Origin of the sequence: Mycolicibacterium llatzerense, assembly GCF_025331195.1 — a bacterium.
Lineage (GTDB): Bacteria > Actinomycetota > Actinomycetes > Mycobacteriales > Mycobacteriaceae > Mycobacterium > Mycobacterium llatzerense.
Map to the genome: position 1 here is coordinate 2,068,358 of NZ_LXOV01000001.1, position 16,995 is coordinate 2,085,352.

Genomic DNA, 16,995 nt, shown 5'->3' on the forward strand with positions numbered 1-16,995 from the left:
CGTGAGCGGACTGCTCGATGACAAGGTAGTGGTGATCAGCGGTGTCGGGCCCGGGCTCGGGACGACGCTGGCCCGCCGATGTGCGGAGAACGGTGCCGACCTCGTGTTGGCCGCCCGCACGGTGGAGCGGCTGGAGCTCGTCGCCAAGCAGGTGACGGCGCTGGGTCGTCGCGCACTGGTTGTGGGCACCGACATCACCGACGACGAGCAGGTCGCCAACGTGGTGGCTCGCACCCTGGAGGAGTTCGGCAAGGCAGACGTGTTGATCAACAACGCGTTCCGGGTGCCGTCCATGAAGCCGTTCGCCAACACCACGTTCGAGCACATGCGGGATGCGATCGAGCTGACGGTGTTCGGCGCGCTGCGCATGACCCAGGGCTTCACCCCGGCGCTGGAAGCCGCCAAAGGCTCTGTGGTGAACGTGAACTCGATGGTCGTCCGGCATTCGCAGGCCAAGTACGGCGCCTACAAGATGGCGAAGTCGGCGCTGCTGGCCATGTCCCAGACCCTCTCGACCGAGCTGGGCGAGAAGGGCATCCGGGTCAACTCGGTGCTGCCCGGCTACATCTGGGGCGAGACCCTGGAGGGCTACTTCGGCCACCAGGCGCAGAAGTACGGCACCACCGTCGAGCAGATCTACGCTGCATCGGCCGCCGGCTCCGATCTCAAGCGGCTGCCGACCGAGGACGAGGTGGCCTCTGCCATCCTGTTCATGGCCAGTGACCTGTCCAGCGGCATCACCGGCCAGGCCCTGGATGTGAACTGCGGGGAGTACAAGGCATGACACGCACCAATGTGGGCACCATCGAGGACCTGCACGCCTCGGCCGTGAAGGCCTGTGGGCTGGAGGATTTCGGCGGCGACGACGACAACTACCTGGAAGCCCTTGGCGTGCTGCTGGATGCGTACCAGCGCGAAGCCGACCTGACCGAGCTCGGCAGCAAGATGCAGCGGTTCTTCACCCGCAACGCCCTGGTGGCGCGGCTGGTGTCCAACGCCGCGTTCAAGCAGTACCCGCAGCACGCCGATGTGCCGATCGAACGGCCCATCTTCGTCACGGGCCTGCCGCGCACCGGCACCACGGTGATCCACCGGCTGCTGACTGCCGACCCGGCCCACCAGGGGCTGGAGATGTGGCTGGCAGAGTTCCCGCAGCCGCGGCCGCCGCGTGAAACCTGGTCGGAAAACCCGGTTTTCAGTGCGCTGGATGCCCGATTCAAGCAAGCGCACGAGGAGAACCCGGACTACACCGGCCTGCACTTCATGACGGCCGACGAGGTCGAGGAATGCTGGCAGCTGCTGCGGCAGTCGTTGCATTCGGTGTCGTACGAGACGCTGGCGCACGTCCCGTCGTACGCCCAGTGGCTGGCCCGTCAGGACTGGACCAAGTCCTACCAGCGGCACCGCCAGAATCTGCAGTTGATCGGACTCAATGAGCCCGAGAAGCGTTGGGTGCTCAAGAATCCCAGCCACTTGTTCGCGCTCGAGGCGCTGTTCAAGGTGTACCCGGATGCGCTCGTCGTGCAGTGCCACCGGCCCGCCGAGACCATCCTGGCGTCCATGTGCTCGCTGTCTCAGCACACCACGGCCGGCTGGTCGAACTCCTTCACCGGCAAGGTGATCGGCGACGACGCGCTCGAAACCTGGTCGCGCGGTCTGGAACTGTTCGACGCCGAGCGGGCCAAGCATGATCCCAAGCAGTTCTGCGACGTCGACTACTTCGAGTTCATCAAGGATCCGGTTGGCGCCGTCGAAGGCATCTACCGCACCTTCGATCTGGAGTTCACCGACGCCGCGCGGCAGGCGATGGTCGACAGCCACGCCCAGAGCCAGCAGGGCCCGCGGGCGCCGAAGCACACCTACTCGCTGTCCGACTACGGGCTGACCGAGGAGCAGGTCAAGGAGCGCTTCGCCAACCTGTAATTGCCGAGCAGACACAAAACTGCCCCTTTTCAATTGAAAAGGGGCAGTTTTGTGTCTGCTCGCGGGAGAACTCAGCCGTCGCCGGGGGAGGGGGCGGTGGAGAACTCCTCCAGGCACCCCTCGGCGACGGCATGCTTGATGCTGTCGGACATCTTCGGGCACGAGCGGCTGCGACTGGGGTCGCCGCCTCCGGCGCGGATCTCGCTGAAATACGCGCATCGCTGCGTCGCTCCCGAATTCCACTGCACTGCAGTGTGTTCGGGTCCCAGCTTCTTCACCGCCACCGTCGAGTGGCAGAACCGGCAGTCCACCGGAACCAGGCCCGCGGTCAGGTAGCGCTGGCGATCAGCCGCCGTGGCCTCGCGAACGGCGGCCAAGCGCACCGGGTCGTCGGCGAAATCCGGTGCCTTGGACCAGGATCCGCTCGCAGGCGAGTCGGACGCCGGATGTGCGTGGTCATCTTCGTCGCCGTGACCCATCAACTGCAGCATCGAACGGGCCAGGCTCTCGGCGTCGGGAGCCTGGGTCCGTTCGTCGTGCTGGGTCATCAGCTGGACTGCTCCGCGGCTTCCTTGGCTTCGGCCTGGATGCGGAGGTTTTCGGCGACCTCGCCCTGCCACTTCTCGTTGGCAACGGTGGTGTCGATCTCCAGCTCGAAGCGGTCGACCATGTCCGGCGTGATGTCGGCGACGTCGACGTAGAACTGCTGGTACCAACGACGCATCTGGTAGACCGCGCCGTCTTCCTCGACCAGCAGCGGGTTGTCGATGCGGGTCTTGTGCTTCCAGATCTCGACGTCCTGCATGAAGCCCTTGCTGACACCGTCGGTCATGGCGTCGGCCAGCTTCTGGGTGGTCTTCTCGTCCATGCCCTTGGGCTTCTCGACGATGACGCCCCACTGCAGCACGAACGCGTCCTGGCTGACCGGGTAGTGGCAGTTGATCAGGATCGACTCGGCCTTGTAGCCGCTGTAGTTGTTGTGCAGCCAGTTGATCATGAACGACGGCCCGAAGTACGAGGCCTCCGAGTCGAGGTGCGCCTCGCCGTACTGGGTGCCCATGCCACCGATGTCCGGCCGGCCCACGTTGTGCAGGTACTGGCTGGCGATGTGGCCCTCGAAGACGTTCTTGAAGTACGTCGGCAGGCCGTAGTGGATGTAGAAGAAGTGCGCCATGTCAGTGACGTTGTCGATGATCTCGCGGCAGTTGCTGCCCTCGATCAGCATCGAGTTCCACTGCCACTCGGTCCACTCGTCGCTGGCCGCCTCGGGGATCTCCGGGATCCGGACCTCGTCGGTCGGCGCGTTGCCCTCGTGGTCGTGCCAGACGAAGAGCAGGCCACCACGGACGTCGGTGTGCCAAGCGCGGGTGCGGGCCAGGCGCGGCGTGCGCTTGGCGTAGGGCACCAGCTGGCACTTGCCGTCGCCGCCCCAGCGCCAGTCGTGGAACGGGCACGCGACCGCGTCGCCCTTGATGGTGCCCTGTGACAGGTCTCCGCCCATGTGGCGGCAGTAGCCGTCGAGGATTTTCAGGTCACCGTTCGAGTCGGCGAACACCACCAACTTGGTGCCGAATGCCTCGAACGAGTGCGGCTTGCCGTCCAGGAAATCCTTCACAGGACCCACGCAGTGCCATCCACGGGCAAAGCGGTCCGGCAGCGCGCCGGTATCGATCTCGCGAACCCCCGCGGTTTCGGTGCTCACCTTGGCCTCCCAATCTGTGCCGAGTAACTAGAACACGTTACAGTTTTTACTTGGTGCAGCGCAATGCAAGCGTCCCGACCTGCGGTATATCTATGTCATGCCGCTTTACTCCTTCGAGGGCCGTAGCCCGGTCGTCGACCCCACGGCCTTCATCGCCCCCACCGCCGTCCTGATCGGCGATGTCCGCGTCGAGGCCGGGGCATCTGTGTGGTTCAACGCGGTACTGCGCGCCGACTACGCGCCCGTCGTCATCCGCAACGGCGCCAACGTGCAGGACGGGTCCGTGCTGCACGCCCCTCCCGGTATTCCGGTCGATATCGGGCCAGGCGCGACCATTGCCCACCTGTGCGTCGTGCACGGCGTGCATGTCGGTGCCGAGGCGCTGATCGCCAACAACAGCACAGTGCTCGACGGTGCGGTGATCGGTCGGCGCAGCCTGGTCGCCGCACACTCGCTGGTGGCCGCCGGGACCAAGATTCCCGACGAAGTGCTGGTCATGGGCTCGCCGGCCAAGATTCGCGGCCCAATTGCCGGGACCGGCGCCGAGACGTGGATCAACACCAACCCGCAGGCCTACCGCGAGCTGGCCGAGCGCTATCTGGCAGGGCTGGAAGAGCTGTAGGGCGGTTGCGTGGCGGATTTCGCGGAAATCTGACATTCGGGCCGACGTTCGGCCAAGACTGGGCCCATGAAGTTGCCGCTCTTCGTCTTGGCCGCTGCCGCAGTGGTGCTCACGGCCCCGCTCGCGCACGCCGCGCCGCCACCCAACTTTCCCGACTTTGCGAACTTCGACATCGCCACCAACACCCACCTGGTGCCTTACCGGAACACCACGCAGCAGGTGGTGAAGTTCGCCACCCCCGACGGCCTGTCGTGCGACATCGGCGCACTGGCCGGGGCCGGGACGGCGGTCCGCTGCTATGGGCCAGTGCCCGGAGCCGCAGGTGTGGCTGTCACTGTCGACCCTTCCGCGAAGGCGCCGTGCGATTTCGGGATGGCGCAGTTACACGGAGCCAATGAGGGGACGATCAGCCGCTACCAGGGTGACTGCCCGACCGATCTGGCCGGTGGCGCACTGCTTGCGCCCACGCAGAAGGTGTCTCTGGGGACGGCCACGTGCGGCGTCGCCCCGGGCGGTGTCACCGCGTGTATCGACAGCACCGCCGGCGGCCACGGCTTCGTCCTGCAACCCTCGGGCTCCTGGACGTTCTAGCTACGACGAGCGCGGAGCCTCCCAGAAGGCGCGCAGCGCCAGCAGCTGCCCGGCTTCGTTCGCGCGGTAGGTGAAGACGCCTGGAGTCGTGAAGTCGCGCCCGGCGATGGTGGTCACGATGCTGCCGACGTTGGCTTCCTCGTCACCGCATTGGTAGGTGGTCTCGAAGTTGAACACCAGCTTGTCGGCGGGAGCGATCGCCTTGTCCCAGAACGCCGAGATGGCTTCCCTGCCGCTGTGTCCCTTGCCCTCGGGGTCCAGGAACGACGGTCCGATCGGGTCTTGCACGATGGCGTCGTCGGCGAAATTGGCCAGCCAGGCTTCCTTGTCGCGGGCGGCGACGGCATCGCGGGAACGCTTGCCGGCCAAGTGTGCGGGGTGATTCGGATCGGAAACTGTCATGTCAGTCCTGCCAGCCGGAGTGGATGTGGATGTCGGCGTACCGCTTCAGTGAATCCTTCTTCTTTTCGATCGGCGCGTCAAAGGCCAAACCGTCGAAAATCCAGGGGATGACGATGTTGTCGGTGACGCCCGCCGCGGCCAGTTCGCGGTGCCCGCCCACGCCGAACTTGTCGATGCACACCGCCTGAATCTCGAAAGGTGCGTCAGCGCGGCCATATTCGGCGCGCAGCGTGTTCAGCTGGGTGACGGTGCCGGCGAGCTGCTCGCAGGTCATCATGGCGCTGGTCCAGCCGTCGCCGATCTTCGCGGCGCGCTTGAGCGCGACGTCGGTGTGGCCACCGACGTAGAAGGGCACCGGTTTCGACGGCGCCGGGCTCATCTGCAGGCGGTCGAAATCGTAGAACTTGCCGTGGAATTCGACCATGCCGCCGGCCAGCACCAGCTTGATGACCTCGATCATCTCGTCGACGCGGGCTCCGCGCTTGGCGTACGGCTGCCCGCACCACTCGAATTCTTCCGGCGCCCAACCGATTCCGACGCCGAAGCCGAACCGGTTGCCCGTCAGGTTGGCGACCGAGCCGACCTGACGGGCCAACAGCAGCGGATTGCGCGACCCCAGCTTCATCACGTTGGTGTAGAAGCGGATCGTGCTCGTGGCGACCCCCATCGCCGCGGCGGCGATCAGGGGGTCCACCCACGGGGTCTCGGCGTTCCACATCCGCGAACCGTCCGCGGTGTACGGATAGTCCGCGGCCTGCTTCTCCATGTAGAACAACGAATCCGGTAGAGCGATCGCGTCGAACCCGACCTCTTCGGCGGTCTTGGCGATCTCGACGATGTCTTCGATCGGGCCCATCGCGACGCTCACGGTGTACTTCATGGCAGCTACTTGCCCGGTTTGTCGCTCGAGACCACCCACATCGAGTAGTACTGTGCGCCACCGCCATACGCGTGGCCCAGTGCCTTGCGGGCGCCCTCGACCTGGTGGTCGCCGGCCTTGCCCATGACCTGGATGGCCGACTCGGCGAACCGGATCATGCCGGATGCGCCAATGGGATTGGAGCTCAGCACACCGCCGGAGGCGTTGAACGGAATCTTGCCGCCGATGGCCGTCTCGCCGACCTCGGTGAGCTTCCAGCCTTCGCCTTCCGCGGCAAAGCCCAAGTTCTCCAACCACATCGGTTCGAACCACGAGAACGGCACGTACACCTCGGCCACGTCGATCTCATCGATCGGGCTCGTGATGCCGGCGTCGCGCCACAGGGCTGCAGCCGCGTCGCGGCCGGCCTGCGGGTTCACCTGGTCGCGGCCCGAGTAGGCCAGCGGTTCGGTGCGCAGCGCGGTGGCGTGAATCCAGGCGACCGGATGTCCCTCGGCGACGCGGGCGTCGGCGACTTCCTCGTTGCCGATGACCAGTGCGGCAGCACCGTCGGAGGTCGGGCACGTCTCGTCGAAACGGATTGGGTCCCAAAGCATCTGGGAGGCCATCACCTTCTCGACGGTGATGTCGGGCTGATGCAGGTGGGCCAGCGGGTTCTTGGCGCCGTTGAGCCGGTCCTTGACCGCCACGATGGCACCGATGTTCTCCGGCGCGCCCGAGCGGCGGATGTAGGCCCGCACGTGCGGGGCGAAGTAACCGCCCGCGCCGGCGCCCACCGGCTTGGTGAACGGCACCGGAATCGAGAGCGCCCACATGGCGTTCGACTCCGACTGCTTCTCCCAGGCCATGGTCAACACGCGGCGGTACTTGCCGGACTTGACCAGGCTGGCGGCGACGATCGCGGTCGAGCCACCCACCGAACCCGCGGTGTGCACGCGGATCAGCGGCTTGTTGGTGGCGCCGGTGGCGTCGGCCATGAACAGCTCGGGCATCATGACGCCCTCGAAGAAGTCCGGTGCCTTGCCGACCACGACGGCGTCGATGTCGGCCATGGTGCACCCGGAATCCGCGAGCGCTCTATCGATGGCTTCGCGCACCAGGCCGTTCATCGACACATCGAGTCGCTTGGCGACGTACTTGGTCTGCCCGGTGCCGAGGACGGCGGCGAGATTCTTGGCCATTGCTACTTGCCCTCCAGAACGGCAATCAGATTCTGTTGCAGCGCAGGACCACTCGTGGCGTGGGCCAGTACGCGGTTCGCCGATCCGTTGAAGATGTGTTCGGCGGCGAAGCCGATGCGCTCCAGGCCGGCCGAGAACATCGGGTTGGCGGCCAATGCGCCACCGGACGGGTTGACCTTCGTCGAGTCCTTCAGCCCGATCGCCTCGGCGAGGATCAGCTGCTGGTGGCTGAACGGTGCGTGCAACTCGGCGATGTCGATCGAGCCGACGTCCCCACCGGTGGCGGCGGCGGCCGATGCGGCGGTCGAGGTCGAGACCGTCAGATCACGGGCGCCCAGGATCGGGGTCTCGATGCGGTGCTCGAAACCGGTGATCCACGCGGGGTTTTCGCGCAGTTCCCGCGCCTTGTCTGCCGAGGCCAGCACGATCGCGGAGGCACCGTCGGTGATCGGCGCGATGTCGTGGCGGCGCAGCGGGTCGGCGAAGAACGGACGGTCCAGCAGCTCACTCACGGTGGCCGCGGACTCGAGCCGGTCGACGCGCTCGGCGACGGCGAACGAATCCAGCGCCACCTGAGCCATCTGCTCGGCGGTCCACTTCCCGGCGTCCAGACCGAAGCGGGCCTGCAGACCTGCCATCGAGACGGCGTCCGGCCACAGCGGCGAGACGGTGTACGGGTCGGTCTGCAGGGCCAGCACCCGGCGCAGGGTGCCGGCGCTGCCCTTGCCGAAGCCGTAGACCAGCGCGGTGTCGACCTCGCCCGTCAGGATCTTGATGTAGGCCTCATACAGCGCCCAGGCCGCGTCCATCTCCACGTGCGATTCGTTGATCGGCGGGATGGCGCCGATCGAGTCGATCGCCGAGATGAACGAAAATGCCCGGCCGGCAAGGTAATCCGAAGAACCGGAGCACCAGAAGCCGATATCGGTCTGCTTCAGACCCAACTCGGCGTACAGCTTTGCAAAACACGGCATCAGCATCTCGACGCCGTTCGTGGTGCCGTCGGTGCGGCGCACATGCGGGGCATGCGCGAACCCGACGACCGCTACGTCACTGGAAGTCATTGTGGCCCTTTACAGGTGGTGCTTGTACGAGTCGTAGTCGGCGTCGGGTTCGCCGGACGGTTTGAAGTGCGAGATGTTGTCGATGCCAAGACCCCACTCCTCGCGGGGCTTCCACACCGCCTCCACCCGCATACCCATCCGGACCTCAGCCGCGTCGATCTCGGTGAGCAGGTGCAGGAACGGGATGTCGGCGCCGTCGAGCAGCACGTAGGCGGCCACGTACGGCGGCTTGATGCGCTGCCCGGCGAACGGGATGTTGATGATCGCGAATGTGGTGACGGTGCCGCGGTCGACCAGCTCGACGAATTCGTCGAGTTCGAGACCGGTGGCCGGGTCGGCCTCCTTCGGCGGGAACAGCACCGCGCCGGGCTTGCCGTCGCGGCCGGCCTTGGTGCGGGCACCGAGCAGCTTGCCCTCTTGCAGGCCGCGCAGGAACACGGTCTCGGGATGCGAAGCGGTGTGCTGGATTTCGATGGACGACGGCACGACCAGCATGGTGATCGGATCCCGATCGTCGGCCGGCAGCGGTTCAACAGCGTCCTCGCCGGGCACGAAGTACGCGATGTCGGTGATGGCACCGACAGGCTCGTCGACCCAGTGCGCGCGGACGCGGTCACCGGACTTCAGCGAGCCCTCCGGGGCATCGACCGCGTGCAGCAGCGGGGTGTCGGCGCCGTCGAGCTTGATCAGCGCCCAGGCGAACGGACGCTGCAGGGGCTGCCCTTCCAGGGGCTCGGGCTGCCAGGTCCAGGACACGACGGTGCCGACGCTGGAAACCGGAACCACCTCGGTCAGGGCCTCGTAGGTGACAGGGTCATACTCGGCGGGAGGTACGTGGACCCGGCCGTCCGAACCGCGGGTGCCGACGACGCGTCGTCCGCGCAGCGCGGTGAAGAACTGACTCAGGACCGGACCTACTGAACGGGTGTAGTCGAATGACAGTTTCAGCGGAGCTGAAAGGGGCGGCTCATGGCCTGCCATCTGGGCTGGGCTGCTTTGGCTAGCGCTCACGGCATCGAGTAGAACAGGTTCTAACAATCGTGGCAAGCATGTGCGGGAAGGCAGCGCTATGAAACTCGGTTTGCAGCTCGGATACTGGGGCGCCAAGGCGCCGACCGATCACGCGACGCTCGTCGCGGCAGCGGAGGAAGCCGGGTTCGACACCGTCTTCACCGCGGAGGCCTGGGGCTCGGACGCGTACACCCCGCTGGCCTGGTGGGGCCGGGAAACCACCCGGATGCGCCTGGGTACCTCGGTCATCCAGATGTCGGCCCGCACGCCCACCGCGTGTGCCATGGCGGCGCTGACCCTCGACCATCTCTCGGGTGGCCGCCACATCCTGGGCCTGGGCGTCTCGGGCCCGCAGGTCGTCGAGGGCTGGTACGGGCAGAAGTTCCCGAAGCCGTTGGCCCGCACCCGCGAATACGTCGACATCCTGCGCCAGGTGTGGGCCCGCGAAGCCCCGGTGACCAGCGCCGGCCCGCACTACCCGCTGCCGTTGTCGGGTGAGGGCACCACGGGTCTGGGCAAGCCGCTCAAGCCCATCACCCATCCGCTGCGCGCGGACATCCCGGTGATGCTCGGCGCCGAAGGCCCCAAGAACGTCGCGCTGGCCGCCGAGATCGCCGACGGCTGGCTGCCCATCTTCTACTCACCACGGATCTCCGGCATGTACAACGAGTGGCTCGACGAGGGCTTCGCCCGCGCCGGTGCCCGTCGGACCCGCGAGACGTTCGAAATCTGTGCCACCGCACAGATCGTCGTCACCGACGACCGGCCCATGGTCATGGAGATGATGAAGCCGCACCTCGCGCTCTACATGGGTGGCATGGGCTCGGAGGACACCAACTTCCACGCCGAGGTGTACCGCCGCATGGGCTACTCCGAGGTCGTCGACGACGTCACCAAGCTGTTCCGCACCGACCGCAAGGACGAGGCCGCCAAGGTCATTCCGGACGAGCTGGTCGACGACTCCGCGATCGTCGGGAACCTCGACTACGTCAAGGAACAGATCAAGGCCTGGGAGGCCTCCGGCGTCACCATGATGGTGGTCGGGGCCAAGTCGGTCGAGCAGATCAAGCAATTGGCTGACTTGGTCTAGTCAGTCTCGCCAGCAGACGCAAAACTGTCTCTTTGGCCCGCCGAAGTGCAGTTTTGCGTCGGTTCGCGAATGCGGCAGTAGACACTTATTGCGAAGTGTCTATAACGTGTTCTAGATTTGTGGTGTGACAGACGCCACCGGGCCCGCGCCCTCGCAGCACACCATCGCGGGCACCGTGCTGACCATGCCGGTGCGCGTCCGCAAGGCAACGCAGCACATGGCGATGTTCTCGGTCGACGCCGATGCCGCGCAACGCATGATCGACTACAGCGGCCTGCAGGTGTGCCGGTTCCGCCCACGCCGCGCAGTGGCCGTGCTGATGCTGATGCACTACGTCGACAGCGACCTCGGCCAGTACTACGAGTACGGCACCAACATCATGGTGAACCCGCCCGGCTCGAACGCGTCGGGCCTGCGCGCCCTGCAGTCGGCGGGCGCCTTCATCCATCACCTGCCCGTCGACCAGCCCTTCACCCTGGAGGCCGGCCGGAACATCTGGGGCTATCCGAAGGTGATGGCGGACTTCGCCATTGACGACGGAAAGAACTTCTCCTTCGACGTCACCATCGACGGCCGGTTCGCCGTCGGGATGGACTTCCGGCCGGGCTTCCCGGTGCCCGCACCGTCCAAACCGCAAGCGCCCCCGACGTATTCGCACCTCGACGGCGTCACCCGGGAGACCGTCGGCGTGATGCGGCCGTCCGGCGTGCGCTACCGGCCCGGTGGCGTGACGGTGCGACTGGGTGACCACCCCTATGCCCAGGAACTGGCGGCGCTCGGATTGCCGAAACGCGCCATGCTTTCCGGTTCCGCTGACAACGTAGACATGACTTTCGCCGACGCTCAGGAGATCAAGTGACCAGTGTTCTGACCCGCCCCGACGTTGACCTGGCCGACGGCCGGTTCTATGCCGACCGGCAGGCCGCGCATGAGGCCTACCGCTGGATGCGGGCCAACGAGCCGGTGTTCCGGGACCGCACCGGGCAGGCCGCGGTGACCACGTACCAGTCCGTGCTCGAGGCCGAGCGCAACGCCGAGCTGTTCTCCAACGCCGGCGGTATCCGCCCCGATCAGCCGGGCATGCCCTACATGATCGACATGGACGATCCGGCGCACCTGGTGCGGCGCAAGCTGGTCAACGCCGGCTTCACCCGCAAGCGCGTCATGGACAAGGTGCCGTCCATCGGGCGGCTGTGTGACGCCCTGATCGACAACATCTGTGAGAAGGGCGAGGCCGACTTCGTCCGCGATCTGGCGTCCCCGCTGCCCATGGCCGTCATCGGCGACATGCTGGGTGTGGTGCCGGAAGAGCGCGAGATGCTGCTCGATTGGTCCGACGAGCTGGTGTCCGGGCTGTCCTCACACCTGGACGAGTCGTCGATCCAGAAACTGATGGAAACCTTTGCGGCATATACCGCTTTCACCATGGACGTGATCAAGGACCGGCGCGCCAACCCGACCGACGACCTGTTCTCGGTGTTCATCAACTCCGAGGTCGAAGGTCAGCGGCTGAGCGACGACGAGATCGTCATGGAGACGCTGCTGATCCTGATCGGCGGCGACGAGACCACGCGGCACACCCTGTCCGGCGGCACCGAGCAGCTGATGCGGCACCGTGACCAGTGGGACCGGCTGGTCGCCGATCCTTCGCTGATGCCCGGTGCCATCGAGGAGATGCTGCGCTGGACCTCGCCCATCAAGAACATGTGCCGCGTCCTGACCGCGGACACCGTCTTCTACGGCACCGAGCTGAAGAAGGACGAGAAGGTCATGCTGATGTTCGAGGCGGCGAACTTCGACGGCGACCAGTTCGAGAACCCTGACGAGTTCCACATCGACCGGACCCCCAACAGCCACTTGGCTTTCGGCTTCGGCACCCACTTCTGCATGGGTAACCAGCTGGCCCGGTTGGAGCTGCGCCTGATGACGGAGCGGTTGATGCAGCGGCTGCCCGACCTCCGCCTGGCCGAGGGTGCGGAGATCCCGCTGCGCGCCGCCAACTTCGTCAGCGGTCCCGAGGCCATGCCGGTGGTGTTCACCCCGACAGCCCGGGTGCTGTAGCGAGCCGAGGTGCCGGCCAATGTGAGAACTGTGCAAGGAATGCAAGGAATCGGCAGGTTCCGTCGCACGGTGTAGTCGCCTGCGTCAATGATGGGCGGCATGACCACATCGATGATCTCATCGACCAAAGCCGAAAACCGCCGCGCGATCTGGAACACCATCCGGGGCTCCTCGGGCAACCTGGTGGAGTGGTACGACGTCTACGTCTACACCGTGTTCGCCACCTACTTCGAGAAGCAATTCTTCGATGAGGCGGACCAGAATTCGACGATCTACGTCTACGCGATCTTCGCCGTCACGTTCCTGACCCGGCCGGTGGGCTCCTGGTTCTTCGGGCGGTACGCCGACCGTCGCGGCCGGCGCGCCGCCCTGACCTTCAGCGTGTCGCTGATGGCGATGTGTTCCATGGTGATCGCGCTGGTGCCCGGGCAGGCGACGATCGGGGCGGCCGCGCCGGTCGTGCTCATCTTGTGCCGGCTGGTGCAGGGTTTCGCCACCGGCGGCGAATACGGCACCTCCGCGACGTACATGTCGGAGGCGGCCACGCGGGAACGGCGCGGCTTCTTCTCCTCGTTCCAGTACGTCACGCTGGTCGGCGGGCATGTGCTCGCCCAGTTCACCCTGCTGATCATCCTGACCGCGCTCACCAAGGATCAGGTACACGAATTCGGTTGGCGCATCGCTTTTGCCGTCGGTGGCGTGGCGGCGGTGGTGGTGTTCTGGCTGCGCCGGTCGATGGACGAGTCGCTGTCCGAGGAACAGCTCGCGGCGATCAAGGCGGGTAAAGACACCGGTGCGGGCTCGCTGCGCGAACTGCTCACCAAGTACTGGCGGCCGCTGCTGCTGTGCTTCCTGATCACGCTCGGCGGCACGGTCGCGTTCTACACCTACAGCGTGAACGCCCCCGCCATCGTCAAGACCACGTACAAGACCGAGGCGATGACAGCGACGTGGATCAACCTGGCCGGCCTCATCTTCCTGATGCTGTTGCAGCCGATCGGCGGGATCATCAGTGACCGGGTGGGCCGCAAACCCCTGCTGCTGTGGTTCGGTTTCGGCGGCCTGGTCTACACCTATGTGTTGATCACCTATCTGCCGCAGACGCATTCGCCGATCGCGACGTTCCTGTTGCTGGCGGTCGGCTACGTCATCCTGACCGGCTATACGTCGATCAACGCGCTGGTGAAGTCCGAACTGTTCCCCGCGCATGTGCGGGCCCTGGGCGTGGGAGTCGGCTACGCACTGGCCAATTCGATCTTCGGCGGTACCGCGCCGCTGATCTATCAGGCGCTCAAGGCGCGCGACCAGGTGCCGCTGTTCATCGGGTACGTCACCGTCTGCATCGGGGTGTCGTTGCTGGTGTATCTGGTGTTCCTGAAGAACAAGTCCAGCACCTACCTCGACCGCGAACAGGGCGCGGCGTTCTAACTGGGGGTCGCAGGCACCGCCATCGAGATGACGGTGCCGGGCGACCCGGTGACCGTGAATTGGCCGCCCGTGGCAAGCACTTTCGTGCAGATCGAGGCGAACCCGATGTGACCGTCCTCGACGCTCTGCGCCAGCCGGTCCGCCGGAATGCCGACGCCGTCGTCGGCGATGCTCAGTTCGGCCCGACTGCCGTTGTGCGCCAGCCTGAATCGCAGGTTGTCGGCATGCGCATGCTTGATCGCGTTGGTCGAGAACTCCCGGGCCGCGCTGTAGAGCAGATGGTCGACGTTGGTGCGCAGGCTCTCTGGCCAGCCGTCGGCGTCCAGGTGAACCGTGATGCTGGTCCGTGCGGCGATACCGTCGGCCAGTGAGGTGATCGCGGCCTTGAGGCCGGAACGGGCCAGCACCTCGGGATGCAGTTCACGCACCACGTCGCGCAGCAGCCGGGAGGATTCCGCGAGCGCGAAGTCGACGCGGTCCATGCCCTCGACCGACCCGTCGCGGACGTCCTCCATGTCGTGCCGGGCCACCAGGACGTACTGCAGCGCGCCGTCGTGCAGACGCTCCGAAAGCGATTGACGCTCCCGCTTCTCCAGGCTGATCACCTCTTCGAGCAGCCGGGTCCGCTCCTGGGCCAGATCGGCGATGGTCCGCGTCTTGGCTTGCTGAATCCACGACAGCGCGACCGACCCGGCGGCCAGGCCGAACACGATGGCGGTGCGCAACAGGATCGAGCCCCAGGGCTCGTGACCGTTGGCTTCCCTGTCGATCCAGTTCACGACGAAGAACGTGGCGACGGTCGGGATCGCGATCATGGCGCTGACGGCGGGATCGAGCTGCGCCGCCGCGATCAGCGGGATCAGGAACAGCCCATGCTGCAGGACGTCGGACGTCCAGGTTTCGGGCGAACTGAGCCCGCTGTCCACTGAAATGACCGCCACCACAGTCAGATCCGCGCACAGCAGGAACAGTGCCGACACCCGCTTGGTTCGCTGGTCGGATTGATCGGCCGAGCGCCGCGCCCACAATCCCCACGCCGCGACCATCGCGACGTAGCAGGCGAAGATGCCCCAGTGCAGCCGCACGTTGGCGTTCGGGGGCTCGAACAGCAAGCCGAACCCGATGAACACCGCAAGCAGCGCCCGCAGCGCGAGTTGCAGCAGCAGGCCGCGCAGCAGAGGCCTACTGGGTTCGGACATGTGCACGATTTTCCGTGATGGCCGCGGAAAATCATGCACGAATCACGCAAATGATTCGACGATCGACTCTCGGGGGTCGCGCCAGGTCAGGCTCAGGTCGGCCAAGGTCAGGCTGTCGTCAGTGGGTACGGCCGCCGTCAGCAGCACGGCGGCTTCGTGGCTCAGGCCCTCGGCCAGGGGCAGCCAGCGCCCGGCGAAATCCGAAACTCGGCCGACGCCGCGAAACAGGCTGGGCGACAGGGGAAGCCGGCGGATCGGCCGGCCCAGGGCCGACTGCAGTGCGTCGACCATCTGGTCGAACGTCAGCAGCACGCCGCCGCAGACATAGCGCTTCGGTCCACGGCCGGGCTGCATCAGCGCCGTGTGAACGCGGGCCACGTCGCCGACATCGATCATCTGCATGCCGCCGCGCAGTCGCGGGGCGACGCGGTACCGCACGATCGGATCCCAACCACGTTGCGTCACACCGACTGCCGTGTGGAAGGCCGGCCCGACCACCGACGACGGGTAGGTGACGACGACGGGAGCGCCCTCGGCCTGTAGCCGCCGGGCCGCGAGATCGGCGTAGGCCTTGGTGCGGGCGTAGTCGCTGCGGCCGGGGGCCGGGGGAGTGTCGGGCCCGATGATGCCGTCGGACGGCGGGAACAGCGAACTGTAGGACGACACCGACACGATGGGGTCGAGCCCCAACTCGGCGGCCTGCGTCAGCAGGGCCTCGGTGGCGTAGGCGTTGATCTCCCACATCAGCTGGGTGCGGCGACTGTCGGTGCCGACGACACCGGCCGCGTGCAGCACGGCGTCGCATCCGGCCAGTAGCTCGGAAACCGTTGCGGGATTACGGATATCGCCGGCCAGCACCTCGAGTGGACCCAGCTGGCACAGAGCGTCGAGCGCCGCGTCGTCGTTGCCGCCGGGGACCACCAGCAGCCGGACGGAATGCCCGGCTGCCAGCAGGGCGCGGACGGTGTGGGCACCGACGTAGCCGGTGCCGCCCGTCACGGCGATGTGCATCAGCGCATCTTGAACTGCGGTGCGCGCTTCTCCTTGAATGCCAGCGGGCCTTCCTTGGCGTCCTCGGACAGGAAGACCGGGATGCCGTTGGCGGTGTCGGGCTTGAAGGCGTCCAGTTCGTGCATGCCCTCGGTCTCGCGGATGGTCTTGAGGATGGCCTGCACGGCCAGCGGGCCGTTGTTGTTGATCACCTCGGCGATCTCCAGGGCCTTCTCCAGCGCGGTGCCGTCCGGAACCACGTGCCCGATCAGCCCGTATTCCAGCGCCTGGGCCGCGGTGATGTGCCGTCCGGTCAGCAGCATGTCGCACGCGATGGTGTACGGAATCTGGCGCACCAGGCGCACCGCCGAACCGCCCATCGGGTAGAGGCTCCACTTCGCTTCGGAGATGCCGAACTTGGCGCTCTCACCGGCGATGCGGATGTCGGTGCCCTGCAGGATCTCGGTGCCACCGGCGATGGCCGGGCCCTCGACCGCGGCGATCAGCGGCTTGGTCAGGCGGCGGCCCTTGAGCAGACCGTCGATGCGCGACGGGTCGTAGCTGCCGTCCTTGAACGAGTCCCCCGGCGGCTTCTTGGCGGCGCCCTTGAGGTCCATGCCCGCGCAGAAGTAGCCGCCGGCACCGGTCAGGATGCAGGTGCGAATCTCGGGATCGTTGTCGACGCGGTCCCAGGCCTCGACCATTATCGAGAGCATCTCGCCAGAAAGGGCGTTGCGGGCCTCGGGCCGGTTCAAAGTGACGATCAGGGTGTGTCCGCGCTGCTCAATGAGGGCGTCGGGGCCTTTTTCGGGCTCGCTCACAGGTGCCTTCCTCCGGGCTCGAGAACGTTA

General features: G+C 66.3%; 18 protein-coding genes. 8 read left to right on the plus strand and 10 right to left on the minus strand.

From position 1 onward, the window contains the following. Nucleotide 1 precedes the first annotated feature (1 nt). Nucleotides 2–784 carry an SDR family oxidoreductase gene (locus A7G45_RS10180; protein ID WP_260936522.1) on the plus strand — a complete coding sequence of 261 codons (783 nt, stop codon included), beginning with the start codon at nucleotides 2–4 and terminating at the stop codon, nucleotides 782–784. Then, nucleotides 781–1,923 (plus strand): sulfotransferase family protein, encoded by a 1,143-nt coding sequence (locus A7G45_RS10185; protein WP_260936523.1) that lies wholly within the window; start codon nucleotides 781–783, stop codon nucleotides 1,921–1,923. The genes A7G45_RS10180 and A7G45_RS10185 overlap by 4 nt, the downstream gene beginning before the upstream one ends. Before the next feature lie 71 nt (nucleotides 1,924–1,994). Here the strand turns inward: A7G45_RS10185 and A7G45_RS10190 are convergent, their stop codons facing one another. After that, a complete protein-coding gene (locus A7G45_RS10190) occupies nucleotides 1,995–2,471 on the minus strand; it encodes a hypothetical protein (RefSeq protein ID WP_043398133.1) in 477 nt (158 codons plus the stop codon). Further along, a complete protein-coding gene (locus tag A7G45_RS10195) occupies nucleotides 2,471–3,625 on the minus strand; it encodes a 3-ketosteroid-9-alpha-monooxygenase, oxygenase component (protein WP_260936526.1) in 1,155 nt (384 codons plus the stop codon). The genes A7G45_RS10190 and A7G45_RS10195 overlap by 1 nt, the downstream gene beginning before the upstream one ends. A gap of 97 nt (nucleotides 3,626–3,722) precedes the next feature. On the opposite strand from A7G45_RS10195, the gene A7G45_RS10200 reads away from it, so the two are divergent. Together A7G45_RS10200 and A7G45_RS10205 are read left to right on the plus strand one after the other, a co-directional pair. Continuing rightward, nucleotides 3,723–4,247: a gamma carbonic anhydrase family protein gene (locus A7G45_RS10200; RefSeq protein WP_071285642.1), complete on the plus strand. Its 525-nt coding sequence runs from the start codon at nucleotides 3,723–3,725 to the stop codon at nucleotides 4,245–4,247. 66 nt (nucleotides 4,248–4,313) lie between these two features. Continuing rightward, on the plus strand, nucleotides 4,314–4,838 hold the full coding sequence (locus tag A7G45_RS10205) for a hypothetical protein (protein WP_260936530.1): 525 nt from the start codon (nucleotides 4,314–4,316) through the stop codon (nucleotides 4,836–4,838). On the opposite strand, the gene A7G45_RS10210 is transcribed toward A7G45_RS10205, so the two are convergent. From A7G45_RS10210 to A7G45_RS10230, 5 genes are read right to left on the minus strand one after another with little or no spacing between them, the layout of a single operon-like run. Then, nucleotides 4,839–5,240, minus strand: coding sequence for a nuclear transport factor 2 family protein (locus tag A7G45_RS10210; RefSeq protein WP_260936532.1), 402 nt, complete (start codon nucleotides 5,238–5,240; stop codon nucleotides 4,839–4,841). Nucleotide 5,241: 1 nt separating this feature from the next. Continuing rightward, entirely contained in the window at nucleotides 5,242–6,120 is an 879-nt protein-coding gene (locus A7G45_RS10215; RefSeq protein ID WP_260936534.1) for a TIGR03619 family F420-dependent LLM class oxidoreductase, read from the minus strand. 5 nt (nucleotides 6,121–6,125) lie between these two features. Continuing rightward, nucleotides 6,126–7,301, minus strand: coding sequence for a thiolase family protein (locus tag A7G45_RS10220; protein ID WP_260936536.1), 1,176 nt, complete (start codon nucleotides 7,299–7,301; stop codon nucleotides 6,126–6,128). Between the two features lie 2 nt (nucleotides 7,302–7,303). Then, complete coding sequence (locus A7G45_RS10225; RefSeq protein WP_260936537.1) at nucleotides 7,304–8,365, minus strand: thiolase family protein; 1,062 nt, start codon at nucleotides 8,363–8,365, stop codon at nucleotides 7,304–7,306. A 9-nt stretch (nucleotides 8,366–8,374) separates the two neighbouring features. Continuing rightward, nucleotides 8,375–9,376, minus strand: coding sequence for a Zn-ribbon domain-containing OB-fold protein (locus A7G45_RS10230; protein ID WP_260936538.1), 1,002 nt, complete (start codon nucleotides 9,374–9,376; stop codon nucleotides 8,375–8,377). Between the two features lie 58 nt (nucleotides 9,377–9,434). On the opposite strand from A7G45_RS10230, the gene A7G45_RS10235 reads away from it, so the two are divergent. The 4 genes from A7G45_RS10235 (at nucleotide 9,435) to A7G45_RS10250 (ending at nucleotide 13,955) form a co-directional block, all read left to right on the plus strand. Continuing rightward, on the plus strand, nucleotides 9,435–10,466 hold the full coding sequence (locus A7G45_RS10235; protein ID WP_260936540.1) for an LLM class F420-dependent oxidoreductase: 1,032 nt from the start codon (nucleotides 9,435–9,437) through the stop codon (nucleotides 10,464–10,466). A gap of 184 nt (nucleotides 10,467–10,650) precedes the next feature. Next, nucleotides 10,651–11,325, plus strand: coding sequence for an acetoacetate decarboxylase family protein (locus A7G45_RS10240; RefSeq protein ID WP_260938088.1), 675 nt, complete (start codon nucleotides 10,651–10,653; stop codon nucleotides 11,323–11,325). Further along, nucleotides 11,322–12,527, plus strand: coding sequence for a cytochrome P450 (locus A7G45_RS10245; protein ID WP_260936542.1), 1,206 nt, complete (start codon nucleotides 11,322–11,324; stop codon nucleotides 12,525–12,527). Before A7G45_RS10240 ends, A7G45_RS10245 begins: the two co-directional genes overlap by 4 nt. Before the next feature lie 99 nt (nucleotides 12,528–12,626). Continuing rightward, nucleotides 12,627–13,955: an MFS transporter gene (locus A7G45_RS10250; RefSeq protein ID WP_260936544.1), complete on the plus strand. Its 1,329-nt coding sequence runs from the start codon at nucleotides 12,627–12,629 to the stop codon at nucleotides 13,953–13,955. Here the strand turns inward: A7G45_RS10250 and A7G45_RS10255 are convergent. The 3 genes from A7G45_RS10255 to A7G45_RS10265 are packed head-to-tail and all read right to left on the minus strand — an operon-like array spanning nucleotide 13,952 to nucleotide 16,965. Further along, entirely contained in the window at nucleotides 13,952–15,154 is a 1,203-nt protein-coding gene (locus tag A7G45_RS10255) for a sensor histidine kinase (protein ID WP_260936547.1), read from the minus strand. The genes A7G45_RS10250 and A7G45_RS10255 overlap by 4 nt on opposite strands. Nucleotides 15,155–15,196: 42 nt before the next feature. Further along, entirely contained in the window at nucleotides 15,197–16,165 is a 969-nt protein-coding gene (locus A7G45_RS10260) for an NAD-dependent epimerase/dehydratase family protein (protein ID WP_260936549.1), read from the minus strand. Next, nucleotides 16,165–16,965: a crotonase/enoyl-CoA hydratase family protein gene (locus A7G45_RS10265; RefSeq protein ID WP_043398165.1), complete on the minus strand. Its 801-nt coding sequence runs from the start codon at nucleotides 16,963–16,965 to the stop codon at nucleotides 16,165–16,167. The genes A7G45_RS10260 and A7G45_RS10265 overlap by 1 nt, the downstream gene beginning before the upstream one ends. Nucleotides 16,966–16,995 lie beyond the last annotated feature (30 nt).

Bases quoted from the DNA above. Each gene is read 5' to 3' on its own strand.
- A7G45_RS10220 (WP_260936536.1), bottom strand. From the start codon at position 7,301: ATGGCCAAGAATCTCGCCGCCGTCCTCGGCACCGGGCAGACCAAGTAC.
- A7G45_RS10200 (WP_071285642.1), top strand. From the start codon at position 3,723: ATGCCGCTTTACTCCTTCGAGGGCCGTAGCCCGGTCGTCGACCCCACG.
- A7G45_RS10185 (WP_260936523.1), top strand. From the start codon at position 781: ATGACACGCACCAATGTGGGCACCATCGAGGACCTGCACGCCTCGGCC.
- A7G45_RS10235 (WP_260936540.1), top strand. From the start codon at position 9,435: ATGAAACTCGGTTTGCAGCTCGGATACTGGGGCGCCAAGGCGCCGACC.
- A7G45_RS10250 (WP_260936544.1), top strand. From the start codon at position 12,627: ATGACCACATCGATGATCTCATCGACCAAAGCCGAAAACCGCCGCGCG.
- A7G45_RS10190 (WP_043398133.1), bottom strand. From the start codon at position 2,471: ATGACCCAGCACGACGAACGGACCCAGGCTCCCGACGCCGAGAGCCTG.
- A7G45_RS10240 (WP_260938088.1), top strand. From the start codon at position 10,651: ATGCCGGTGCGCGTCCGCAAGGCAACGCAGCACATGGCGATGTTCTCG.
- A7G45_RS10255 (WP_260936547.1), bottom strand. From the start codon at position 15,154: ATGTCCGAACCCAGTAGGCCTCTGCTGCGCGGCCTGCTGCTGCAACTC.
- A7G45_RS10210 (WP_260936532.1), bottom strand. From the start codon at position 5,240: ATGACAGTTTCCGATCCGAATCACCCCGCACACTTGGCCGGCAAGCGT.
- A7G45_RS10205 (WP_260936530.1), top strand. From the start codon at position 4,314: ATGAAGTTGCCGCTCTTCGTCTTGGCCGCTGCCGCAGTGGTGCTCACG.
- A7G45_RS10225 (WP_260936537.1), bottom strand. From the start codon at position 8,365: ATGACTTCCAGTGACGTAGCGGTCGTCGGGTTCGCGCATGCCCCGCAT.
- A7G45_RS10260 (WP_260936549.1), bottom strand. From the start codon at position 16,165: ATGCACATCGCCGTGACGGGCGGCACCGGCTACGTCGGTGCCCACACC.
- A7G45_RS10215 (WP_260936534.1), bottom strand. From the start codon at position 6,120: ATGAAGTACACCGTGAGCGTCGCGATGGGCCCGATCGAAGACATCGTC.